Origin of the sequence: Cellulophaga sp. RHA19, from assembly GCF_002813425.1 — a bacterium.
In the GTDB taxonomy this organism is placed as follows: domain Bacteria; phylum Bacteroidota; class Bacteroidia; order Flavobacteriales; family Flavobacteriaceae; genus Cellulophaga.
Window position 1 is genome coordinate 3,906,738 of record NZ_PHUL01000001.1, and the last position, 18,221, is coordinate 3,924,958.

Below are 18,221 nucleotides of genomic sequence, written 5' to 3' on the forward strand. Positions count from 1 at the left end.
CATTACTTTTTTGTATCTTTTTTAAATACTCATTTTATCTTTAAAAATGTAAGACTGTCTTCTAGACACCTCTACTTCTTCACCAGAGTTCATTGTTAATTTAAGCTTACCATTAAACCAAGGCACAACATTAGCTATATAATTTACATTTATAATTTGCTGCCTGTTTACTCTAAAAAAGTTATGATCTGGTAGTTTTTCTTCAACTTGGTTTAAAGACTTATATAACATTGGTTTTTCGCCTTTAAAATATACGCGCGTGTAATTACCTACAATTTCAAACAAAGAAATATCTCCTATTTTTACCAACCAACATTTATCGCCATCTTTTATAAAAATCTGACTACTTTCTGTTAGCTTCTCTTTAGTCTCGTTAGTAACATTTTCTTCGCTACTTTCTGCAGTAGAACCTTCTAACTGGACCTTTACTTTTTCTATTGCCTTTCCAAAGCGTTTTGCATTAATAGGTTTTAAAATATAATCCAATGCATTATACTCAAAAGATTTAATTGCATACTCATCAAAAGCTGTTGTAAATACCGTAATTGGTACTTTATCTAGCATTTCTAAAAGTTCAAAACCATCTTTTTCTGGCATATTAATGTCTAAAAATAATAGGTCGGGCTGTGTTTCATTAATTAACTTGTAGCCTTCATCTACATTTTCTGCTTCACCAAGAATTTCTATCTCACCTTGGTTTTTTATCAATTCTTTTAGCTCATTTCTGGCTAACCTAGAGTCTTCTACTATAACTGCTTTAATCATACTCATACCATTGGTATTTTAATATTTGCTACTACCTCTTCATTTATCTCTTCTAAAGAAAACTCTGCTAAGTTTCCGTATAACAACCGTAGTCGTTGTTTTATATTTTTAAGACCTAACTGTGTAGAGCCTTTTACTATTTTTAATTTACCTGTATTACGCACAATAATATGCAAATATTTTTCTGTTCTGTTTGTAATTAAGGTAATTGTACCTCCTTTAATTAGATTTGCAATTCCGTGTTTTGCTGCATTTTCTACCAATAACTGTATTATCATTGGTGGTATAGAAACAGATAGTGAGTTAGGGTCTACTTCTTTTACAAACTCTAACCTATCTTCAAACTGAATTTTAGATAAGGCTATATAATTCTCTACCATATCTAACTCTTCTTCCAAAGCAATAGAATTTACATCGTTCTTAATTAAAGAATACCTGAGCATTTCAGACAATTTTGTAAGCATTTCTCTAGACTTACCAACGTCTTCTAACATTAAGCCTCTAATATTGTTTAAGCTATTAAACATAAAATGAGGATTAATTTGCCCCTTTAAAGAGTTTAACTGAGACTCCTTTAAACTCCCCTCTAACTTAAACTGTTTAAGAGTAATGTTTTTGTTATAGTCATAGGCTTTTATAACTAAAACTGTAAAAAGCCATATCACAAACATTGCAGAGAAGAATGGTATATTTGTTAAACGCATAAACCAATTTATAGAGTCTGTTAAGCTTTTTTCAGATTCAAAACTAGAAATACTCTGAACCACATCTAACATTGGCCATAAAATTAAAGAATATATTATCTGAACTCCAATAAAAAGCAATACCAAACTAACTACGTTTCGTTTTTTAAGATTACCAAACGCTATGTGCTTTTCTATATAATATAATAATATAAAAGACATTGCATATGCTAGTAAGCCACAAGCAATACCTTCTCCTATTAAGTAACCTATGTAACCGTAATATTCGTTTTGGTCTGCATATTCTAATCCGTAAGAGACTTTGTCAAAAGTTAGTGTGGATAGTATTAAAACCAACCATCCTATTAAGGCAAAAACCCAGTATTTCCAGTTATTTATAAGTTTCATTAAATTTATTCTAATACATTAATACGCTAATAAAAGCTTTTTATAATTATGCTTAAGCGATAATGTTTAAAATTACGACAATCAATAATTCTGCTAGTAGTATCATAATATTTTTTTTTAGATTGATGGTTAATGGTTGATTACTTGTTTTTAAAATCCTAAGTGATACAAAAGTTTACCAAAATTGTAACCCAAACCAAAAAGTAGTGCAAGAGCAAAAGTGCTAATTAAAATACCATAAGCAATTGCATTTACTTTTTTGGTTAAAGTTGTTGGTTTCTGCATAACTGTTAGTTTTAAATTTGATGATTTTGATTGATGATTTTGATTGATGAACTATTTATTAATGAACTGTTGTTGATTGATTGATTGATTGATGATTTGTTTTTGATTGATGATTCAAAAATAAAATAGTTTAAGTGTCTTTTTAGGTAATTTATGGCGAACGGTAGTATTTAAAACCTAAACGGCAATACAGGTTAACACCTTGGTTTCTTATACAAATAATTGTACAATAGCACCGCCTAATTTGTAGCCTACGTGGTATACTGGCACTATTGCTATAATGCTACATATTAATAAGGCTTTAATTTGTTCTGCTTTTTTGATGATTGCTATTCTATTTTTCATAATACAAAAATTTAAGGTTGTTATTAGTTGTTTAATTATGATGTAAAGGTATAGCAGCTTATCCCTAAAAAAATCCGTTTTATGACAAACGGTAATTTAAGATTAGCGAACGGTAATTTTGAAGAATTGAATTGAAATTGCTGTACACACAGCACATAACTAGCTATATTACAAGCAACAAACTAATTATTTTTTTACTTTGGGAGGGTATTTACTTAGTGCTTTTTCTACTATTTGCAGCAATTTAAGCTCTTTAGCTTCTGGTGTTTGGTTTTCTTTGTAGCCACTAACGCTAGTTGCTTGCCATACTAATGCATCTCTTTGTACATCTATAAAGTCAAACGTAATTTCTCTATCTAATTGGGCTCCGCCAATTGGCAAACCAACAGACAGTCCGCCACCAATATTATTACCGCCACCACCTAAACCAACACCAACAGAGTTGTTTGGTGTTCCTTTATATACTTGTGCCGTAATATTAATATAAATCTCTGGTTCTTCTGCTAATTTAAACCCTTTTGTACGCATAACATCTTCTACAGCGTTTAGCAAACGTTTGGTATCTAAATCGTTTAAACCGGTTTTCATATCCATATAAAAACCATATGTAGTGTAAGCCGTAAAGTCTAAATCTTTATCGTAATCATAATTTACACGTATAGTGTTACAAGAGACAAACAATAAAATTAAAAGTAGAGATACGTAGCTTTTCATTGGTATATATTTTAGTTGCACTTATCTAATATACGGTTTAAACAAGAGGTATAGCCTTTTAAAGTTATTAAAAAGATATGGTAACACCCTACAATTAAACAAATTAATTGTTAAGCTGCTGCCATAATTTATCTTTTAACTCTTGCAAACCTTGCTGTGCTACAGAAGAAATAAACATATATGTTGCACCATCTAAGTCTCTGTCTAACTCAACACTCATTTCTGCAATAAGTTCATCATCTAACATATCACTTTTAGAAATTACAACAAAACGTTCCTTATCTATAAGTTCTGGGTTATATCTTTTTAACTCGTCTAACAGTATTTTATATTCTTTACCAATATCCTTACTGTCTGCAGGTATTAAAAATAATAAAGTAGCATTACGCTCTATATGTCTTAAAAAGTAATGCCCTAAGCCTTTACCTTCTGCTGCACCTTCTATAATACCAGGTATATCTGCCATTACAAAACTCTGAAAATCGCGATACTGCACAATTCCTAAGTTTGGTTTTAGCGTAGTAAACTCATAATCTGCAATTTTAGGCTTTGCAGAAGTTAACACAGATAATAAAGTAGATTTACCTGCATTAGGAAAACCAACTAAACCTACATCTGCCAATACTTTTAACTCTAGAGTTATTTGCATTTCCTCACCAGACATTCCTGGCTGTGCATATCTAGGAGTTTGGTTGGTACTAGTTTTAAAATGCCAGTTACCACGGCCACCTAAACCACCTTTTACTAGTATTACTTCTTCTCCGTGTTCTGTAACCTCTAGTACAATTTCGTTAGTTTCTGTATCCCTAACAACTGTTCCTAGTGGCACATCCATATACACATCTTGTCCGTCTGCACCAGAACTACGGCCTTTACTACCGTGCTCACCGTGTCCGGCTTTAAAGTGTCTTTGTACCTTATAATTTAATAAAGTCCACAAGTTTTTGTTACCACGCAAAATAATATGACCACCACGGCCACCATCACCACCATCTGGACCACCTTTGGTAATATACTTTTCTCTATGCAAGTGCACAGAGCCTTTACCTCCGTTACCAGAAGAAACCGTCATCTTTACATAGTCTACAAAATTACCTTCGGTCATTGTTTTAGGTTATGGAATTAATATAATAAGTGTGTAGTTTTATAAAGTATCTATTACTTTACTTAACCTTGTTGTAATATCTTTTATTTCTCCTATACCATCTACAGTATGGAATTTGCCTTGCTTGTCATAGTATGCTTGTAACGGAGCAGTTTTTTGGTTGTACTCATCAAACCTATTACGAATTTTACTTTCGTCTTGGTCATCACTTCTACCACTAACTTTACCACGTTCTAACAAACGTTGTATTAAAACTTCGTCATTTGCATCTAAAGCAATAGTTGCATCAATCTTCATATCTTTAGTAGATAAAAAGTTATCTAATGCTTCTGCTTGTGCAGTTGTTCTTGGGAAACCATCAAAAATAAATCCACTTGCATCCGGATTCTTCTCTACTTCTTCCTTTAACATATTAATTGTTACTTCATCTGGCACCAACTCACCCTTATCTATAAAAGACTTTGCTAGTGTACCTAATTCTGTACCATTTTTTATATTGTAACGAAACACATCTCCTGTAGAAATATGTTTTAAATTGTACTGTTCTTTTAAAAAATTTGCCTGTGTGCCCTTGCCAGCTCCCGGTTTCCCGAATAGTACAAGATTTATCATATTATTTTGATTTAGTTGATACACTTCTTTTAGGTTTCTACCAAGCTCGTTATAATCTAACCCGTAACCTACAATAAATTTATTTGGAATTTCTATACCTACGTAATCTATATTATACTCACCACTATACACAGATGGTTTGTAAAATAAAGTAGCTATTTTAAACTCTTTAACGTTACTGTTGCTAAACATATGCACCAGCTCTTTAACAGTACGGCCAGTGTCTATAACATCTTCTAATATTATTACACTTCTACCTTCAATAGTATCAGATACATCTATTAGTGTTTCTACAATTCCTGTAGAAGACAGCCCACTGTAAGAACTTAGTCTAACAAAAGAAACCTCGCAATTGTGTTCGTATGCTTTAAGCAAATCTGCGACAAACATAAAGGAACCATTAAGTACACCTATAAAAACCGGAACCTCATCTTTGTAATCTTCGGCAATTTTATCCGCTATATTTTTAACCGCAGCTAAAATCTGTTGCTCGGTTAAATAAGGTCTAAAATATTTGTCGTGTAGCTTAATCAATTGGATGTTCATTTATTAAAAGCGCAAATATACCATTTTGATTTCTCTTTTTAGGATATACAAGAGCAGTTTTAAGATTTAAGTGTATTTTTGTTACCAAGTTAACAATACTGCAAAAATTACAAAAATGAACTTTTTTTCTTCTGACTTTAAACTTGGTATCTTGGGCGGTGGCCAATTAGGTAAAATGATGCTCTATGAAACCCGTAAATTAGACATATTTACTAAAGTTTTAGAAGCTACAGATGATGCACCCTCTAGTATTGCTTGTAATGAATTTGTTAAAGGTGATATTTTAGATTTTGATACTGTTTACAATTTTGGAAAAACGGTAGATGTACTAACTATAGAAATAGAAAATGTAAATTTATCTGCGCTTGAAAAATTAGAAAACGAAGGCAAAAAAGTATACCCACCAACAAGTGCTTTACGTGTTATACACAACAAGGCTACTCAAAAATTATTCTACGTAGACCATAATATACCTACCGCAGATTTTCACAGATTTGCCTATACTAGCGAAATTAAAGACAGTGTAGAAAATGGCGGATTAAACTTACCATTTGTTTGGAAATGTGCTCAGTTTGGTTATGATGGTCAAGGTGTAAAAGTTGTACGTACATTAACCGATTTAGAAGATCTACCCAATGTAGAATGTATTGCAGAAGAAATGGTGCCTTTTAAAAATGAACTTGCAGTAATTGTTGCTCGCAATAGTAAAGGTGAAGTAAAAACATATCCTGTTGTAGAAATGGAGTTTCACCCAGAAGCCAACCAAGTAGAATATGTTATTTGTCCGGCTAGAATACCAGACGCTGTTGCCCAAAAAGCACAAGAAGTAGCTTTACAAGTAGCAGATAAAATTAAACACGTTGGTTTGTTAGCTGTAGAAATGTTCCAAACTAATGAAGATGAAATATTAGTGAACGAAGTTGCTCCTAGACCACACAACAGCGGGCATTATAGTATAGAAGCCAGCTACACTAACCAGTTTGAGCAACATATACGTGCTATACTGGGCTTGCCATTAGGTAATACAAAAAGTAAAGTTGCTGGTATTATGGTAAATCTTGTTGGCGCAGAAGGCTATACGGGTAATGTAGTCTATAAAAATATGGAAGATATTTTAAAGCTAGAAGGTGTTACTCCGCATATTTACGGTAAAAAGGAAACAAGACCTTTTCGTAAAATGGGACACGTAACTATTGTAAATAAAGATGTAGATAAGGCTCGTAAGATAGCCGAACAAGTAAAAAATACAATTAAAGTAATAAGCGAATAAATTATGAGCAAAGTAGCCGTAGTAATGGGAAGCACAAGTGACCTTCCTGTAATGCAAGACGCAATAGATATTTTAAAAGGTTTTGATATTGAGGTAGATGTAGATATTGTTTCTGCACACCGTACACCAGAAAAATTATTCGACTTTAGTAAAAACGCACATACAAACGGTTATAGTGTTATTATTGCAGGTGCAGGTGGCGCAGCACACCTACCAGGTATGGTTGCATCTATGTCTCCACTACCAGTAATTGGTGTTCCTGTAAAAAGTAGCAACTCTATAGATGGTTGGGATTCTGTTTTATCAATATTACAAATGCCTGGTGGCGTACCTGTTGCAACTGTTGCTCTAAATGGCGCAAAAAACGCTGGTATTTTAGCTGCACAAATTATTGGGTCATCTGACAAATGTGTATTGGATAAAATAATTTTTTATAAAGAAGGATTAAAGCAAAAAGTTATTGAAGGAGCAGAAAAAGTAAAAAGCATAAAGTAATACAGCCCTTCTAAAATTTTCTCATTACCGTAATATCTTAAAATATTAAAAAATGAATCCATTATTATCCCATTTTGATACTGCACCGTTTTCTCAAATTGAAAACGAGCATTTTATGCGTGCTTTTACACAAGCTATGGCAGATGCAAGAGCAGAAATAGATGCTATAACAAATAATACTAACGCTCCTACATTTAAAAATACTATTGAGGCTTTAGATTTTGCTGGTGAGCAGTTAGACCGTATTTCTAGTGTGTTTTTTAATTTAAATTCAGCAGAAACCAATGAAGAAATACAAAAAATAGCACAGGAAGTTTCTCCTTTATTATCTGAGTTTGGTAATGATATTACTTTAAACGAAGCTTTATTTAAAAGAGTTAAAACCGTTTATGAGCAAAAAGACAGTTTAAACCTAACTGTAGAACAACAAACATTGTTAGACAAAAGATACAAAGGGTTTAGCAGAAACGGTGCAAACTTAGCTGATGATAAAAAAGCAAGACTTAGAGAAATAGATGCAGAATTATCTAAACTAAAACTAAAGTTTGGAGAAAATGTATTGGCAGAAACCAATAAATTTAAAATGCATTTAACTAATGAAGCAGATTTAGATGGTTTGCCAGAAGGTGAAAAAGAAGCTGCAGCACAACTAGCAAAATCTAAAGATTTAGATGGTTGGCTAATAACATTAGATTATCCTAGCTATATACCTTTTATGAAGTATGCTAAAAACAGAGAGCTTCGTAAAAAATTATCATTAGCATTTGGTAGTAAAGCGTTTAAAGGTGATGAGTTAGACAACCAGGAAAATGTATTAAAAATAGCAAAATTACGCCACGAGCGTGCCAATTTACTTGGGTATGCAACACACGCTAATTTTGTGTTAGAAGAACGTATGGCAGAAACGCCAGAAAAAGTACATTCTTTTTTAAATGAATTATTAGAAAAAGCAAAACCAGCTGCTGAACGCGAGTTTAAACAGCTAGAAGATTTTGCTAAAGAATTGGATGGTATAGACCAATTACAAAAATGGGATGGTGCGTATTATTCTGAAAAACTAAAGCAAAAACTTTTTAGCTTAGATGATGAAATACTAAAACCTTACTTTAAACTAGAAAATGTAATTGCTGGTGTTTTTAAAGTAGCCGAGAAATTATTTGGTTTACAGTTTAAAGAAGTTAACAATGTAGACAAATACCATGAAGATGTAAAAACATACGAGGTGTATGACGCAGAAAATACTTTTGTCTCTTTATTCTACGCAGATTTTCACCCAAGAGCTGGCAAGCGTGGTGGCGCTTGGATGACCTCTTACAAACCACAATATATAAAAGACGGTGTAAACGTTCGTCCACATATATCTAACGTATGCAACTTTACAAAACCTACAGATACTAAACCATCATTGTTAACTTTTAACGAGGTTACAACATTGTTTCATGAATTTGGTCACGGTTTACACGGTATGTTAGCAAACACTACGTACCCAAGTTTATCTGGCACATCTGTGTATTGGGACTTTGTAGAATTACCAAGTCAGGTTTTAGAAAACTGGTGTTATGAGAAAGAAGCTCTTGAGCTTTTTGCAACACATTACCAAACAGGAGAAGTTATACCTATGGAGTTGGTACAAAAAATAAAAGAATCTGCTACTTTTCAAGAAGGTATGCAAACCTTACGCCAATTAAGTTTTGGTTTATTAGATATGTCTTGGCACGGTGTAGACCCAACAAAATTTACTGATGTTAAAGCACAAGAAGATAAAGCCTTTACAGGCACAGATTTATACCCTAGCACAGCAGAAACTTGTATGAGCACTGCTTTTTCTCATATTTTTCAGGGAGGATATTCTTCTGGTTATTATAGTTATAAATGGGCCGAAGTTTTAGATGCAGACGCATTTGCTTACTTTAAAGAAGAAGGAATTTTTAACAAAAACGTAGCTACTAAATTTAAAGATAATGTATTGTCTAAAGGAGGTACAGAAAACCCAATGGTTTTATACAAACGTTTTAGAGGTGCAGAACCAAAAGTTGAAGCTCTACTAGAAAGAGCGGGATTATTGTAGATTACAATAAAATTTAAACATAAAAACCAGGATAATAATTTACTTATTATCCTGGTTTTTTATTTTAGTAAGAGTACTTACTCTCTATTCTTCTTCATCTAAATCTACCTCTGCACTAACAAGCGCTAACGCTTCATCCTCTAAAATTTCTTTAGCCTCTTCTGTTTCTTCTACCTCAGGAACAGAATCTTTTATTTCGTTAAATTTATGAATACGATCTAACTCTCCTTCTTCACCAGAGAAATAAGGAAAAACATCCATAATTGGTGACTCTGTAATAGCTGGTATGGTATAATCTCCCATAGTATCTTTCATTACAGCAACGGTATTATCATATGCTTCTTTAACATCGTTAGCTTGTACTAATAAGTACATATTTGTTTTACGCTCTTTACCACTTTCTTCATCAAAAGCAATTAAAGAAACTTTACTTTTAAACCAACGATCTGTGTTTTCAAAAGGATGAATTTCTGCAAAATTAGCAACCTTAATGTTTGTTATTTTAAACTCATCACTAATGTAAGCTTTCATCTCCTCATTAATTCTAGTTTCTGCCTCCGTATAAGAAATAGCATCTACCAAATAAGGTTCTGTTGTTACTTTTTGAGCTCCAGTGTCGCTCATTTTTCTATATTTTACCTTGCATTCGTACCAAGTTGCGCTCATAATTTTTCCTGTTTTTTGGGAAGCCAAATATAACCGTTACATAAAAAATTAGACTGCTATTATAAAAATAGATATTCACAATTTAAAATTAAAAAACATAGCACACTTATAACAAGGTAGTTGAATTTAAAACTTCTAATATTAATCTATTTTTTAACTCCTAAACTTCACTTAAATAAATCATAACACATCTTAAAATAGCCGTGTTATTTACCGCTTAATTGTATTTTTGTAGCTCACAATTTACACGCCGCTAAGCACGTGTAATTAATAGGTCTTTAGTACGACAAAATAAAGTCCAAAAACTGTTACTTTCTTAAAATAGCAGCAAAAAATTAAAAAAATGTCATTAAAAAAAATAGCATATTCGGTTTTAGAACTCGCAATTGTATCTAAAGGTAGTTCTTTACAAACCACGTTTAATAATAGTGTAGACCTTGCACAAAACGCAGAAAAATTTGGTTACAAGCGTTTTTGGCTAGCAGAGCATCATAACTCTATAACCATAGCTAGTTCTGCAACCGCAATATTAATAGGTAAAGTTGCAGAAAACACAAAAACAATACGTGTTGGTTCTGGTGGTATTATGCTACCTAACCACTCCCCTTTAATTATTGCCGAACAATTTGGCACATTAGGTAGTTTATATGCTAACCGTATAGATTTAGGTTTAGGTAGAGCTCCAGGAACAGACCCAGAAACGGCACACGCTATTAGAGCAAACCACACACAGGCAGCACACTCGTTCCCAGAAGAAGTTGTACAAATACAACAGTATTTTTCTGCAGAAAACAAAAACTCTAAAGTAAGAGCAACAGTTGCCGAGGGTGTAGATGTGCCATTATATATTTTAGGTTCTAGTACAGACAGTGCACATTTATCATCTAGAAAAGGCTTGCCATACGCATTTGCTAGTCATTTTGCTACAGCAAAGCTTCATGAAGCACTTAAAATTTACAATGAAGAATTTGTACCGTCTAGTTATTTAGATAAACCATACACTATGGCTGGTGTAAATGTTATTGTAGCTGATACTGATGAGGAAGCTGAAAAAATATCTACATCATTACTTAAAATTATAGTTGGCCTACTTACCAACCAAAGAGATTTTATGTTACCGCCAGTAGAAATGACAGATGATTTGCGTGAACTTTTTAAACACCCTGCTGTAGACCAAATGTTAAAATATTCTTTTATAGGAAGCAAAACAACTGTAAAAAAGCAGGTAAAAGAATTTTTAGAACAAACTCAGGTTGATGAGCTTATTGCGGTAACAAACATTTACGATCACAAAGACCGCATAAAATCATATAAATTATTTTCAGAAATAATGAATGAAATAAATTTAGAAAAGGAATAAAAGTAAGTTTTTTTTGTTTTGATAGAGCAATTTTTTGGATTTGTAATTTCACGGTAATCCGTGTGTATAGATCTTAGAAGTTGCTTTATTTTTGTTTTAAAATGAACTCAACAGAATGAAATTTAGACATCTACTTTTAATACTATTCTCTTTTTTATGTTTACAAAATAGTGCTCAGAATAATAAAGTTCTACTAGAAGAAACAATTACCAATATTGTTGTAGCGTTTAAAGATAAAAATGCTAAAATTATAAATAATTACACCTCTAAAGAAAATGGAATTACTATACTTGTTAGGTATGGTGCTTTAGATAATTACAGGACCATAAGTTCTATTAACTTTAAAAAACCCATACCTAATTACCTGCCGTACACAGAACCCATATCTAGCACCAAAATAAGTTACAACAAACCTCCTAAATTTGATTGTAACACTTATAGCTGGTCTAAAAAAGGGTTGTTTTGTGATACGATACAAAAAAGTACTCTCTTTACTAATACAATTAAAAATTTAAAGTATGAACTAACTTCTGAAACATACACTAAAGAACTAAAACGTGCTTTAGAATTAGAAAAAAATAGTTATAGAATTGTTTTAGTTGATGACAATAATGAAGATTTAATATTTTTTCTAAGTTATATTGATGACAAATGGATATTAACCTTAATAGACCGTGTAACTACAGATTGTAGTGCATAAAAAAACTTAAACTAATCATATGAAACACTTACAAATTTTATTTATACTTATTTCGTTTTTCATTTATCATTCTTCAATTGCTCAGCAAAATAATTCTATAAACTGCTATAAGAAGGTAAAAAAAGAAACAAAAATGCTACAAAAATATACTTGCAATAAAGCAGTAAAAAAAATTGGGAATATTTTTGAGCAATACAACTACTCTTTGCAATTAAAAGAGCTACAATCTATTTTAACTAACAAAACAATAACTAAACATTTTAAACATACCAGCGATATTGCAAATATTAAAATACGCGAGGTTAGTTTTAAAATATGTAATGGTAGTTTTATAACCGTTTATTACAAACAAAAGAACAATAAATGGTATCCGTTAGAGTGTTTGGTTTCTCTTTAAATAAAATTAATACGGTATAACTTTTATATTCATAGCTTTTATTTGTGCTACCAAATCTTCTGAAAAATTCATAGAATTAGTTATTTCTAAGCTGGGCAAATACTTAATATCTTCAATAGATTTTACATCAAAACAATCGTCTTCTCCGCTCCAAAAAGGAATTAACTGACCGTATATTTCATCTCCACCATCTGGCTCTAAAGCTTTAATATCTGGTAATAAAGAAGACGGAATTGGTAATTTTTTAAAATAAGCAGCAACTTCTGGTATTATTTGATATCCTTCTTCCTCAATATCAATTTTACGGTCTTTGTAATTTTTTACAAAAAAGTGTACGTTAAATTTTGGGTACAAAACCTCATCTACATACATTAACTTATTTATTACCATTAATTTAAAATTAAAGTCGGACTCAAAATAACAATCACCCTCTGGCAATTGCTCTAGCTTTAACTTTACCTCATAATTAAATAATGCCTGGTTTTTTAATTCTAACTGCAATACATTAGATGGTATTTTATTTAATGTAGTTGGCAACTCTTTAAATACATTCTTTTTTAAATTAAGCTCTTTTAAATTAATTAAATTAGATAAGTTTTCTGGTACAGTAGAAATATTTGTTTCACTAACATCCAAAATTTCTAATTGCTTCATTTTATTTAACCAACTAGGCAATTCTAAAAGCGGATTTTTATTTAACCTAAGTATTTTTAGTCTTTTTAAAGTAACCAAACTCTCTGGTAGTTCTTCTATTCTATTATTTGATAGATCTAACTCCTCTAATTGATTTAAGTATTTTATTCTTGATGATATTCTACTTAAAGATGTGTTTGATAAATTAAGACTTTTTAAGCCTGTAATTTTTACAACAGAAGACCATAGAGGACTTTTATTACCTGAAAAATTTAGATATTTTAAACTTTTTATTTTCTCTAGATTAGGAGGCAAGCCACTTAAAGGAACACTATAATAATCTCCGTCTCTAGATATAGTTAAAGAAACTAAGTAGTTAAACTTATATAATTTATTTATGAGATCTGGTGCTATTAAGCTTACATTACGCAAGGTAAGCTCATTTAACGATTTTAATTTTAATATTCCCGGGTATAAATCTTGTACAGTTTGGTTAGATACTGCCAAACACTTAAGATTAGAGCAAGTAAAAATACCATGTGGTAGCTCAAAACCATAACCATAATACAATTTTTGTGTTGCCGGCCCAAAATCATTTTCACTATTTAACTCCCAAATATCTGAATAATAAGTACGCGGATGATTCTCTATATACCTTAAAACTTCCTTATGGTATATTGACTGATCTATTTTTTCTGCCAAAGGATTTGCACTGTTATACGGGTCGTAAGTACAATACCCATAAACTTCACTTTTGGTTGTTTTTCCTAGTCTTTTTTTAAGCTCTAAACGCAAACCAAATCTAGTAAATACGGCTTCGTATAAATTCTGAATTTGTTCTGGAGCGCTACGTTTAAAAAAAGATTTTTTTCTTGCTGTTAAAAACTGTTGAAAAGTAGATTCGTCAAAAGCAATTATTTGACATAAAAATACAAATTCTCCTTTTTGTGCCGGATTACTTGCTTGTCTTCTTGGGGGTAAAATTTGACAAACGGAATAGACCTCTCCTCCTTTTAAATCATCTTCTTTAAAAAAAATATCTCCAAAAGGTGACACTTTCAAAACTTCTCTCTCCTTAAAGTCTTGAAATAATGCATCTAAAATTAATTCTTCCAATGGTTAGTTGTGTTTAATTTAATTCTGCGCAACACAAAAAAACTACTCCACCTCTAAAAAGGTTTCTGCTGTAATTTCTGCATCACTATTTTTATCCCAAATTTTCACTTGCCACTTTACAGGATTACTAACAGCTCCTTTTGTTGTTATTAAAGAAGCCTGTATAGATTGCTCTACTAATTCTGGTGCTAATTTTTGGTTTAAAAATAGATCTGTTTGGTCTAGTATAATACGCTCATCATCATCTTTAACAAGCATTGTCATTCCTATTTCTATAGTACCGTCTTTTATAGTAAATCCTTTTAGGCCCTCAAATATAAACAACATTTTATCATTAAACCCAACTTTTCTATTGGTAATCACAGACTTACGCTCTGTAGAGAACAAATAACACTCTTTATAGCTTAATTTATCTGCATTAATGCTAATATCCGGATCCTTAACAAGTTCAATTTCCATTGAAGAAGTTAACACACCATTGCCTTTTAAGTCTGTTAATGTATAAATAACATCATAATTATTGCTAGATAAAATAGGGTTAGCAAAACTTATTCTCCCTACTAAATCCTTCATATCTGTATTTAACCCAATTTTAGAATTTTGCAACAAACTAGGGTATTTTAAAACTGTATCTCCTTTTTTAGAAATTACAGCTACTGCTAAATTTGGGTAATATTTTCCGTTTTCTTCTGTAAACCCTTCTATTTCTTTAAAAGTAGTTACCAAAGTTTTACCGTAGACCAATATAGGTTCTTCTAATGGTTCATCATCTACAGTAACAGCTACTCTAGACGCACTTAGACCTTCATTTTTATTGGTTAGACCTATATTAGAATCTTTATTAAAGTTACATGACGTAATTATAATAATTGAGCATACTGCTACTAATTGTAAAGCGTAATTTTTCATAAGTTTAGTGTTTATATGGTTATAGTTATTTTATACAGGATATCCGCCTAAGGTGTCTTTTACATATAGATTAAACTCTTTACGTACCTTTTTAAAGTCTAGATTATGATACTCTGCTATTTCTTTTAATTTCCCTTTTACTTTTACTTGTTTAGTAAAATAAATACCTGCAAAAACCAATAATGCCGTTATAAATATGCAGCATATTAAAATTACTACTGTTTTTATAGTGTTATAATCTGAGTAAGAATATGATTTGCCTGCTATAAATACATTGTATAACAGCACCAATGCTCCAAAAAGCAACAAAACATAGCGAAGGTACTTTGCACTAGACATAAAATTTAGGTACTCATCTAACACCTCTTTAAGCTTTGTTTCTGATATTTTTTGTAGTTCATTAAGCTGATTTTCTTCTTTATTCATTTTCATTCATTTTTTGTTGTGCTTTAGCCCAAGCTGTAGTTAAAGAAATTAGTTTAATATCTTTATGTAAAATTGGCATTACTTTAAACTTTATATTTTGATCTGCTTTAAAGTTGAATTGATGCTCCTCTTCTACTCCATTATCTGCTAGTAACTCTATTGTATTATTTTTATAATAGGCATACGTACCATCTGTATTTAAATTAAAACCCAAAGAGGTAATGTCTTTTATAGAATTGTAACTTAATTTTATGGTTGCATTAAGCTTATTACCCACTGTAAAAACATCTTTAGACACTAATGTTAAACGTTGCAAAGAATCGTCTAACGATGTTTGTTTGATAGCTAATTCTAAACCAACAATAGCAGCTTCTTCTTGCCCTTTAATTGTAGACAAATTATGTTGTTCTATAGTTATTGTTTTAGATTCTACATCTACAAAAAACACTGTATCTGTGCTCACCAAAGGAACTTCTCCTTGTAAAAAAAAGCTAATTATAGCCATCACTAAAGATTTTACTTCTACCATATTCTATTTCTATTATTAAGGAATTGTACTTAAATCGTCTAAAAGCCAAGTATTATTTTGTTTTACAAATCTAAATGTATGCTGTCCGCCTTCATAAAACTTAGTTGGCTTGGTTGTAGTTACTAAAACCTCTATATAATTAACACCATCTATTGTGTGGTTTACATAAATAGTTTCGCTTTCTACTAAAAGTCCAATAAAGTTATGTGTAAAAATTAGGCTGTAATCTTCTGCTATAAAAAGGTCTACAGGGATATAAATTTTAGTAGTGTAAAGTGCAGTGTACCAATCCTCCTCTGTATCTCTAAAAGTAGTTAGTTCTTTTTCTTCTTCTGGAGTATTCTCTAAACAGGCATAACATCTAATTTTTGAAGCAGACAACCGTTTAAATTTTACAGTGTCTTTTGTTTTTAAGGCTGATAAAAAAGTAGCCCATACTTGTTTCATTTCTTTTAAAGAAACTTCTTTTGGTTGTTGCTGCGCATTTACACCCCCAACAACCAGTAAAAAAAATAAAACTACTTTATATTTTACCATAACAATTGTACACCAATTAATTTACCGCAATTTACAGCAATACATTGTTATATAAATCCCTTTTTTCAGGGGTATTATTTTTTAGAAAAATCTAAAAACAGGGTAATGATATAATTATTTTTCTTTTGTTTTGGTATCTAAAATTTGTAGTAAGGTTGGCATTCTGTAATTACCGTGCATAGATTTTACCAACTCATAAGCCTCATCTAAATTTATACCTATGGCAGATATATAAAGTGGCTTTATACTGTCTCCTCTTAAAAGAAGTTTACTGTTTGTTTTATTTAAATGAAAACTAGATTTTGCAACACCTATAATAGGAATTTTTTTATCTAAATTATTATATAAATGACCTCCCAAACCTAGTTTACCTTCATCATCTAATAAAACATAACTATCTACTATTATTAACTCCACATCTTGTAAATTATACTGTTTAAGTAAACTTAAAATACAAGGTAATTCTCTTTTATAAAATGCACCTGGCTCATAGTCTGGCACATCTTTAATAACTTCTTCCTTTATATCTAAAACAGTATCATCTAACCAATTACTAAAACTAACACCAACTGTTTTTGCTTTATTGTTATAGTAATAAGTATCAAAGGCTAAAATCATAATATGTATCTCTTTTTAAAATTTGGTTTACTTGTAAGCGTATAAAATTCTTCTTCCTTCAAAAATTTCATTGTTCCCTTTTTCAATTAAAATTAGTTTTTGTTTTTTAAAAATTCTTTCAATTTTAAAGATGGTATTATTATCTATAATTGCTGCCCTATCTTCAGCTATTTTTATATTAAAATTATTTAGTTCTTCATATTACTTAAATTTTAGATCGTCATTTAATTGCTCCATAGAATAGGTTAATGGGCCTTCTGCCAAATACATCCAATACTCTTTTAAACTTCCATTACTGTTAAGTACATATTTACGTTCTATATCAAACTCAAATTCTTCTATTTTAAATGAACAATCATTATCCTTCATTTGTAAATACGAAGCTACTCTATAAGCGCAGTTTATATTATTAGGGCTTATTTCTTCGTCTAAAACCCTATATTTTACTGTAATTCTAGCCGATTTAGGTACCCTAGCTATGTTTTTAGCACACCCAAAGTTTAATACAAGCAGAAGAAGAACTATTTTTTTCATCACATTTTTTTATATTAAATGCATTAACATTATGTATAAACTACCAGTAAGTGCCTACTAAAAACGTCATACGTATAAAGGCTACAACACTGTCTTTAGTTAATTGTAAAGGAGTATCTAAACTAGTAACCTCATCACCATCTACAAAAACAACAAAAAGTCCGTCTTTAAAAGCTAGTAGCACATTATCTATAGCCTCTTGTTCTACAGCTAAATCTTTATTTGCTAAATCTCCAAAATCTACTTTACCACTTTGGGCTTGGTCTTGTATTTCTGCAGGACTTAAAAAGCCAACCACATTAACCTCTAATCTCTTTTTATTAAAAGCTTCTACTTGGTTTTTTACACAACCTACCAATAACTCTTGCAAATTATTAGGAGTTGCGTCTAAGGTTAATGGTATTTGTTTTACCTTTTTTTTACCTAGCCTTTTAAGTTGTAGTGTTAGTTGTGGCATATGTATTTATAGTTTTTTGGTGCGTTAGGGATTGGCGTGTAAA

22 protein-coding genes are annotated in these 18,221 nt (G+C 31.1%); 6 read left to right on the forward strand and 16 right to left on the reverse strand.

Annotated elements, in window-relative coordinates:
- Positions 1 to 21: 21 nt before the first annotated feature.
- The 7 genes from AX016_RS17015 to AX016_RS17035 all read right to left on the reverse strand — a co-directional run bounded on the left by AX016_RS17015 (position 22) and on the right by AX016_RS17035 (position 5,451).
- A complete protein-coding gene (locus tag AX016_RS17015) occupies positions 22 to 771 on the reverse strand; it encodes a LytR/AlgR family response regulator transcription factor (RefSeq protein WP_100896749.1) in 750 nt (249 codons plus the stop codon).
- Positions 768 to 1,856: a sensor histidine kinase gene (locus AX016_RS17020; RefSeq protein WP_100896750.1), complete on the reverse strand. Its 1,089-nt coding sequence runs from the start codon at positions 1,854 to 1,856 to the stop codon at positions 768 to 770. Before AX016_RS17020 ends, AX016_RS17015 begins: the two co-directional genes overlap by 4 nt.
- Positions 1,857 to 2,006: 150 nt before the next feature.
- Positions 2,007 to 2,141: a hypothetical protein gene (locus tag AX016_RS17405; RefSeq protein WP_286142098.1), complete on the reverse strand. Its 135-nt coding sequence runs from the start codon at positions 2,139 to 2,141 to the stop codon at positions 2,007 to 2,009.
- Between the two features lie 210 nt (positions 2,142 to 2,351).
- Positions 2,352 to 2,486 carry a hypothetical protein gene (locus AX016_RS17410; RefSeq protein ID WP_013621682.1) on the reverse strand — a complete coding sequence of 45 codons (135 nt, stop codon included), beginning with the start codon at positions 2,484 to 2,486 and terminating at the stop codon, positions 2,352 to 2,354.
- A gap of 186 nt (positions 2,487 to 2,672) precedes the next feature.
- Entirely contained in the window at positions 2,673 to 3,200 is a 528-nt protein-coding gene (locus AX016_RS17025) for a DUF4136 domain-containing protein (protein ID WP_100896751.1), read from the reverse strand.
- Between the two features lie 103 nt (positions 3,201 to 3,303).
- The gene (obgE, locus tag AX016_RS17030) at positions 3,304 to 4,305 is read right to left on the reverse strand and encodes a GTPase ObgE (RefSeq protein WP_100896752.1); all 1,002 of its coding nucleotides are present in this window, start codon (positions 4,303 to 4,305) and stop codon (positions 3,304 to 3,306) included.
- Positions 4,306 to 4,344: 39 nt separating this feature from the next.
- Positions 4,345 to 5,451 carry an adenylate kinase gene (locus AX016_RS17035; RefSeq protein WP_100896753.1) on the reverse strand — a complete coding sequence of 369 codons (1,107 nt, stop codon included), beginning with the start codon at positions 5,449 to 5,451 and terminating at the stop codon, positions 4,345 to 4,347.
- Between the two features lie 127 nt (positions 5,452 to 5,578).
- Here AX016_RS17035 and AX016_RS17040 point away from each other — a divergent pair, with 127 nt between their 5' ends.
- From AX016_RS17040 to AX016_RS17050, 3 genes are read left to right on the forward strand one after another with little or no spacing between them, the layout of a single operon-like run.
- Entirely contained in the window at positions 5,579 to 6,733 is a 1,155-nt protein-coding gene (locus tag AX016_RS17040; RefSeq protein ID WP_100896754.1) for a 5-(carboxyamino)imidazole ribonucleotide synthase, read from the forward strand.
- Positions 6,734 to 6,736: 3 nt separating this feature from the next.
- Complete coding sequence (gene purE / locus AX016_RS17045) at positions 6,737 to 7,228, forward strand: 5-(carboxyamino)imidazole ribonucleotide mutase (RefSeq protein ID WP_100896755.1); 492 nt, start codon at positions 6,737 to 6,739, stop codon at positions 7,226 to 7,228.
- 52 nt (positions 7,229 to 7,280) lie between these two features.
- Positions 7,281 to 9,296 (forward strand): M3 family metallopeptidase, encoded by a 2,016-nt coding sequence (locus tag AX016_RS17050; RefSeq protein ID WP_100896756.1) that lies wholly within the window; start codon positions 7,281 to 7,283, stop codon positions 9,294 to 9,296.
- An 84-nt stretch (positions 9,297 to 9,380) separates the two neighbouring features.
- Here the strand turns inward: AX016_RS17050 and AX016_RS17055 are convergent, their stop codons facing one another.
- Positions 9,381 to 9,962 carry a DUF4494 domain-containing protein gene (locus AX016_RS17055; RefSeq protein ID WP_100896757.1) on the reverse strand — a complete coding sequence of 194 codons (582 nt, stop codon included), beginning with the start codon at positions 9,960 to 9,962 and terminating at the stop codon, positions 9,381 to 9,383.
- A gap of 343 nt (positions 9,963 to 10,305) precedes the next feature.
- Between AX016_RS17055 and AX016_RS17060 the strand changes: the two genes are divergently transcribed.
- The 3 genes from AX016_RS17060 (at position 10,306) to AX016_RS17070 (ending at position 12,419) form a co-directional block, all read left to right on the forward strand.
- The gene (locus AX016_RS17060) at positions 10,306 to 11,322 is read left to right on the forward strand and encodes an LLM class flavin-dependent oxidoreductase (RefSeq protein ID WP_100896758.1); all 1,017 of its coding nucleotides are present in this window, start codon (positions 10,306 to 10,308) and stop codon (positions 11,320 to 11,322) included.
- Positions 11,323 to 11,437: 115 nt separating this feature from the next.
- Positions 11,438 to 12,022: a hypothetical protein gene (locus AX016_RS17065; RefSeq protein WP_100896759.1), complete on the forward strand. Its 585-nt coding sequence runs from the start codon at positions 11,438 to 11,440 to the stop codon at positions 12,020 to 12,022.
- Positions 12,023 to 12,041: 19 nt separating this feature from the next.
- Positions 12,042 to 12,419, forward strand: coding sequence for a hypothetical protein (locus AX016_RS17070; protein WP_100896760.1), 378 nt, complete (start codon positions 12,042 to 12,044; stop codon positions 12,417 to 12,419).
- A 6-nt stretch (positions 12,420 to 12,425) separates the two neighbouring features.
- Here the strand turns inward: AX016_RS17070 and AX016_RS17075 are convergent, their stop codons facing one another.
- From AX016_RS17075 to AX016_RS17110, 8 genes are all read right to left on the reverse strand, one after another.
- Positions 12,426 to 14,168: a leucine-rich repeat domain-containing protein gene (locus tag AX016_RS17075; RefSeq protein WP_100896761.1), complete on the reverse strand. Its 1,743-nt coding sequence runs from the start codon at positions 14,166 to 14,168 to the stop codon at positions 12,426 to 12,428.
- 42 nt (positions 14,169 to 14,210) lie between these two features.
- Positions 14,211 to 15,077 (reverse strand): hypothetical protein, encoded by an 867-nt coding sequence (locus AX016_RS17080; RefSeq protein ID WP_100896762.1) that lies wholly within the window; start codon positions 15,075 to 15,077, stop codon positions 14,211 to 14,213.
- Positions 15,078 to 15,107: 30 nt separating this feature from the next.
- Positions 15,108 to 15,503, reverse strand: coding sequence for a hypothetical protein (locus AX016_RS17085; protein ID WP_198519456.1), 396 nt, complete (start codon positions 15,501 to 15,503; stop codon positions 15,108 to 15,110).
- A complete protein-coding gene (locus tag AX016_RS17090; RefSeq protein ID WP_100896764.1) occupies positions 15,496 to 16,032 on the reverse strand; it encodes a hypothetical protein in 537 nt (178 codons plus the stop codon). The genes AX016_RS17085 and AX016_RS17090 overlap by 8 nt, the downstream gene beginning before the upstream one ends.
- A 15-nt stretch (positions 16,033 to 16,047) precedes the next feature.
- On the reverse strand, positions 16,048 to 16,569 hold the full coding sequence (locus AX016_RS17095; protein WP_100896765.1) for a hypothetical protein: 522 nt from the start codon (positions 16,567 to 16,569) through the stop codon (positions 16,048 to 16,050).
- A 114-nt stretch (positions 16,570 to 16,683) separates the two neighbouring features.
- Positions 16,684 to 17,187 carry an endonuclease V gene (locus AX016_RS17100; protein ID WP_100896766.1) on the reverse strand — a complete coding sequence of 168 codons (504 nt, stop codon included), beginning with the start codon at positions 17,185 to 17,187 and terminating at the stop codon, positions 16,684 to 16,686.
- Between the two features lie 201 nt (positions 17,188 to 17,388).
- Complete coding sequence (locus tag AX016_RS17105; RefSeq protein ID WP_100896767.1) at positions 17,389 to 17,721, reverse strand: hypothetical protein; 333 nt, start codon at positions 17,719 to 17,721, stop codon at positions 17,389 to 17,391.
- A gap of 40 nt (positions 17,722 to 17,761) precedes the next feature.
- A complete protein-coding gene (locus tag AX016_RS17110; RefSeq protein WP_100896768.1) occupies positions 17,762 to 18,178 on the reverse strand; it encodes a hypothetical protein in 417 nt (138 codons plus the stop codon).
- Between the last annotated feature and the right edge of the window lie 43 nt (positions 18,179 to 18,221).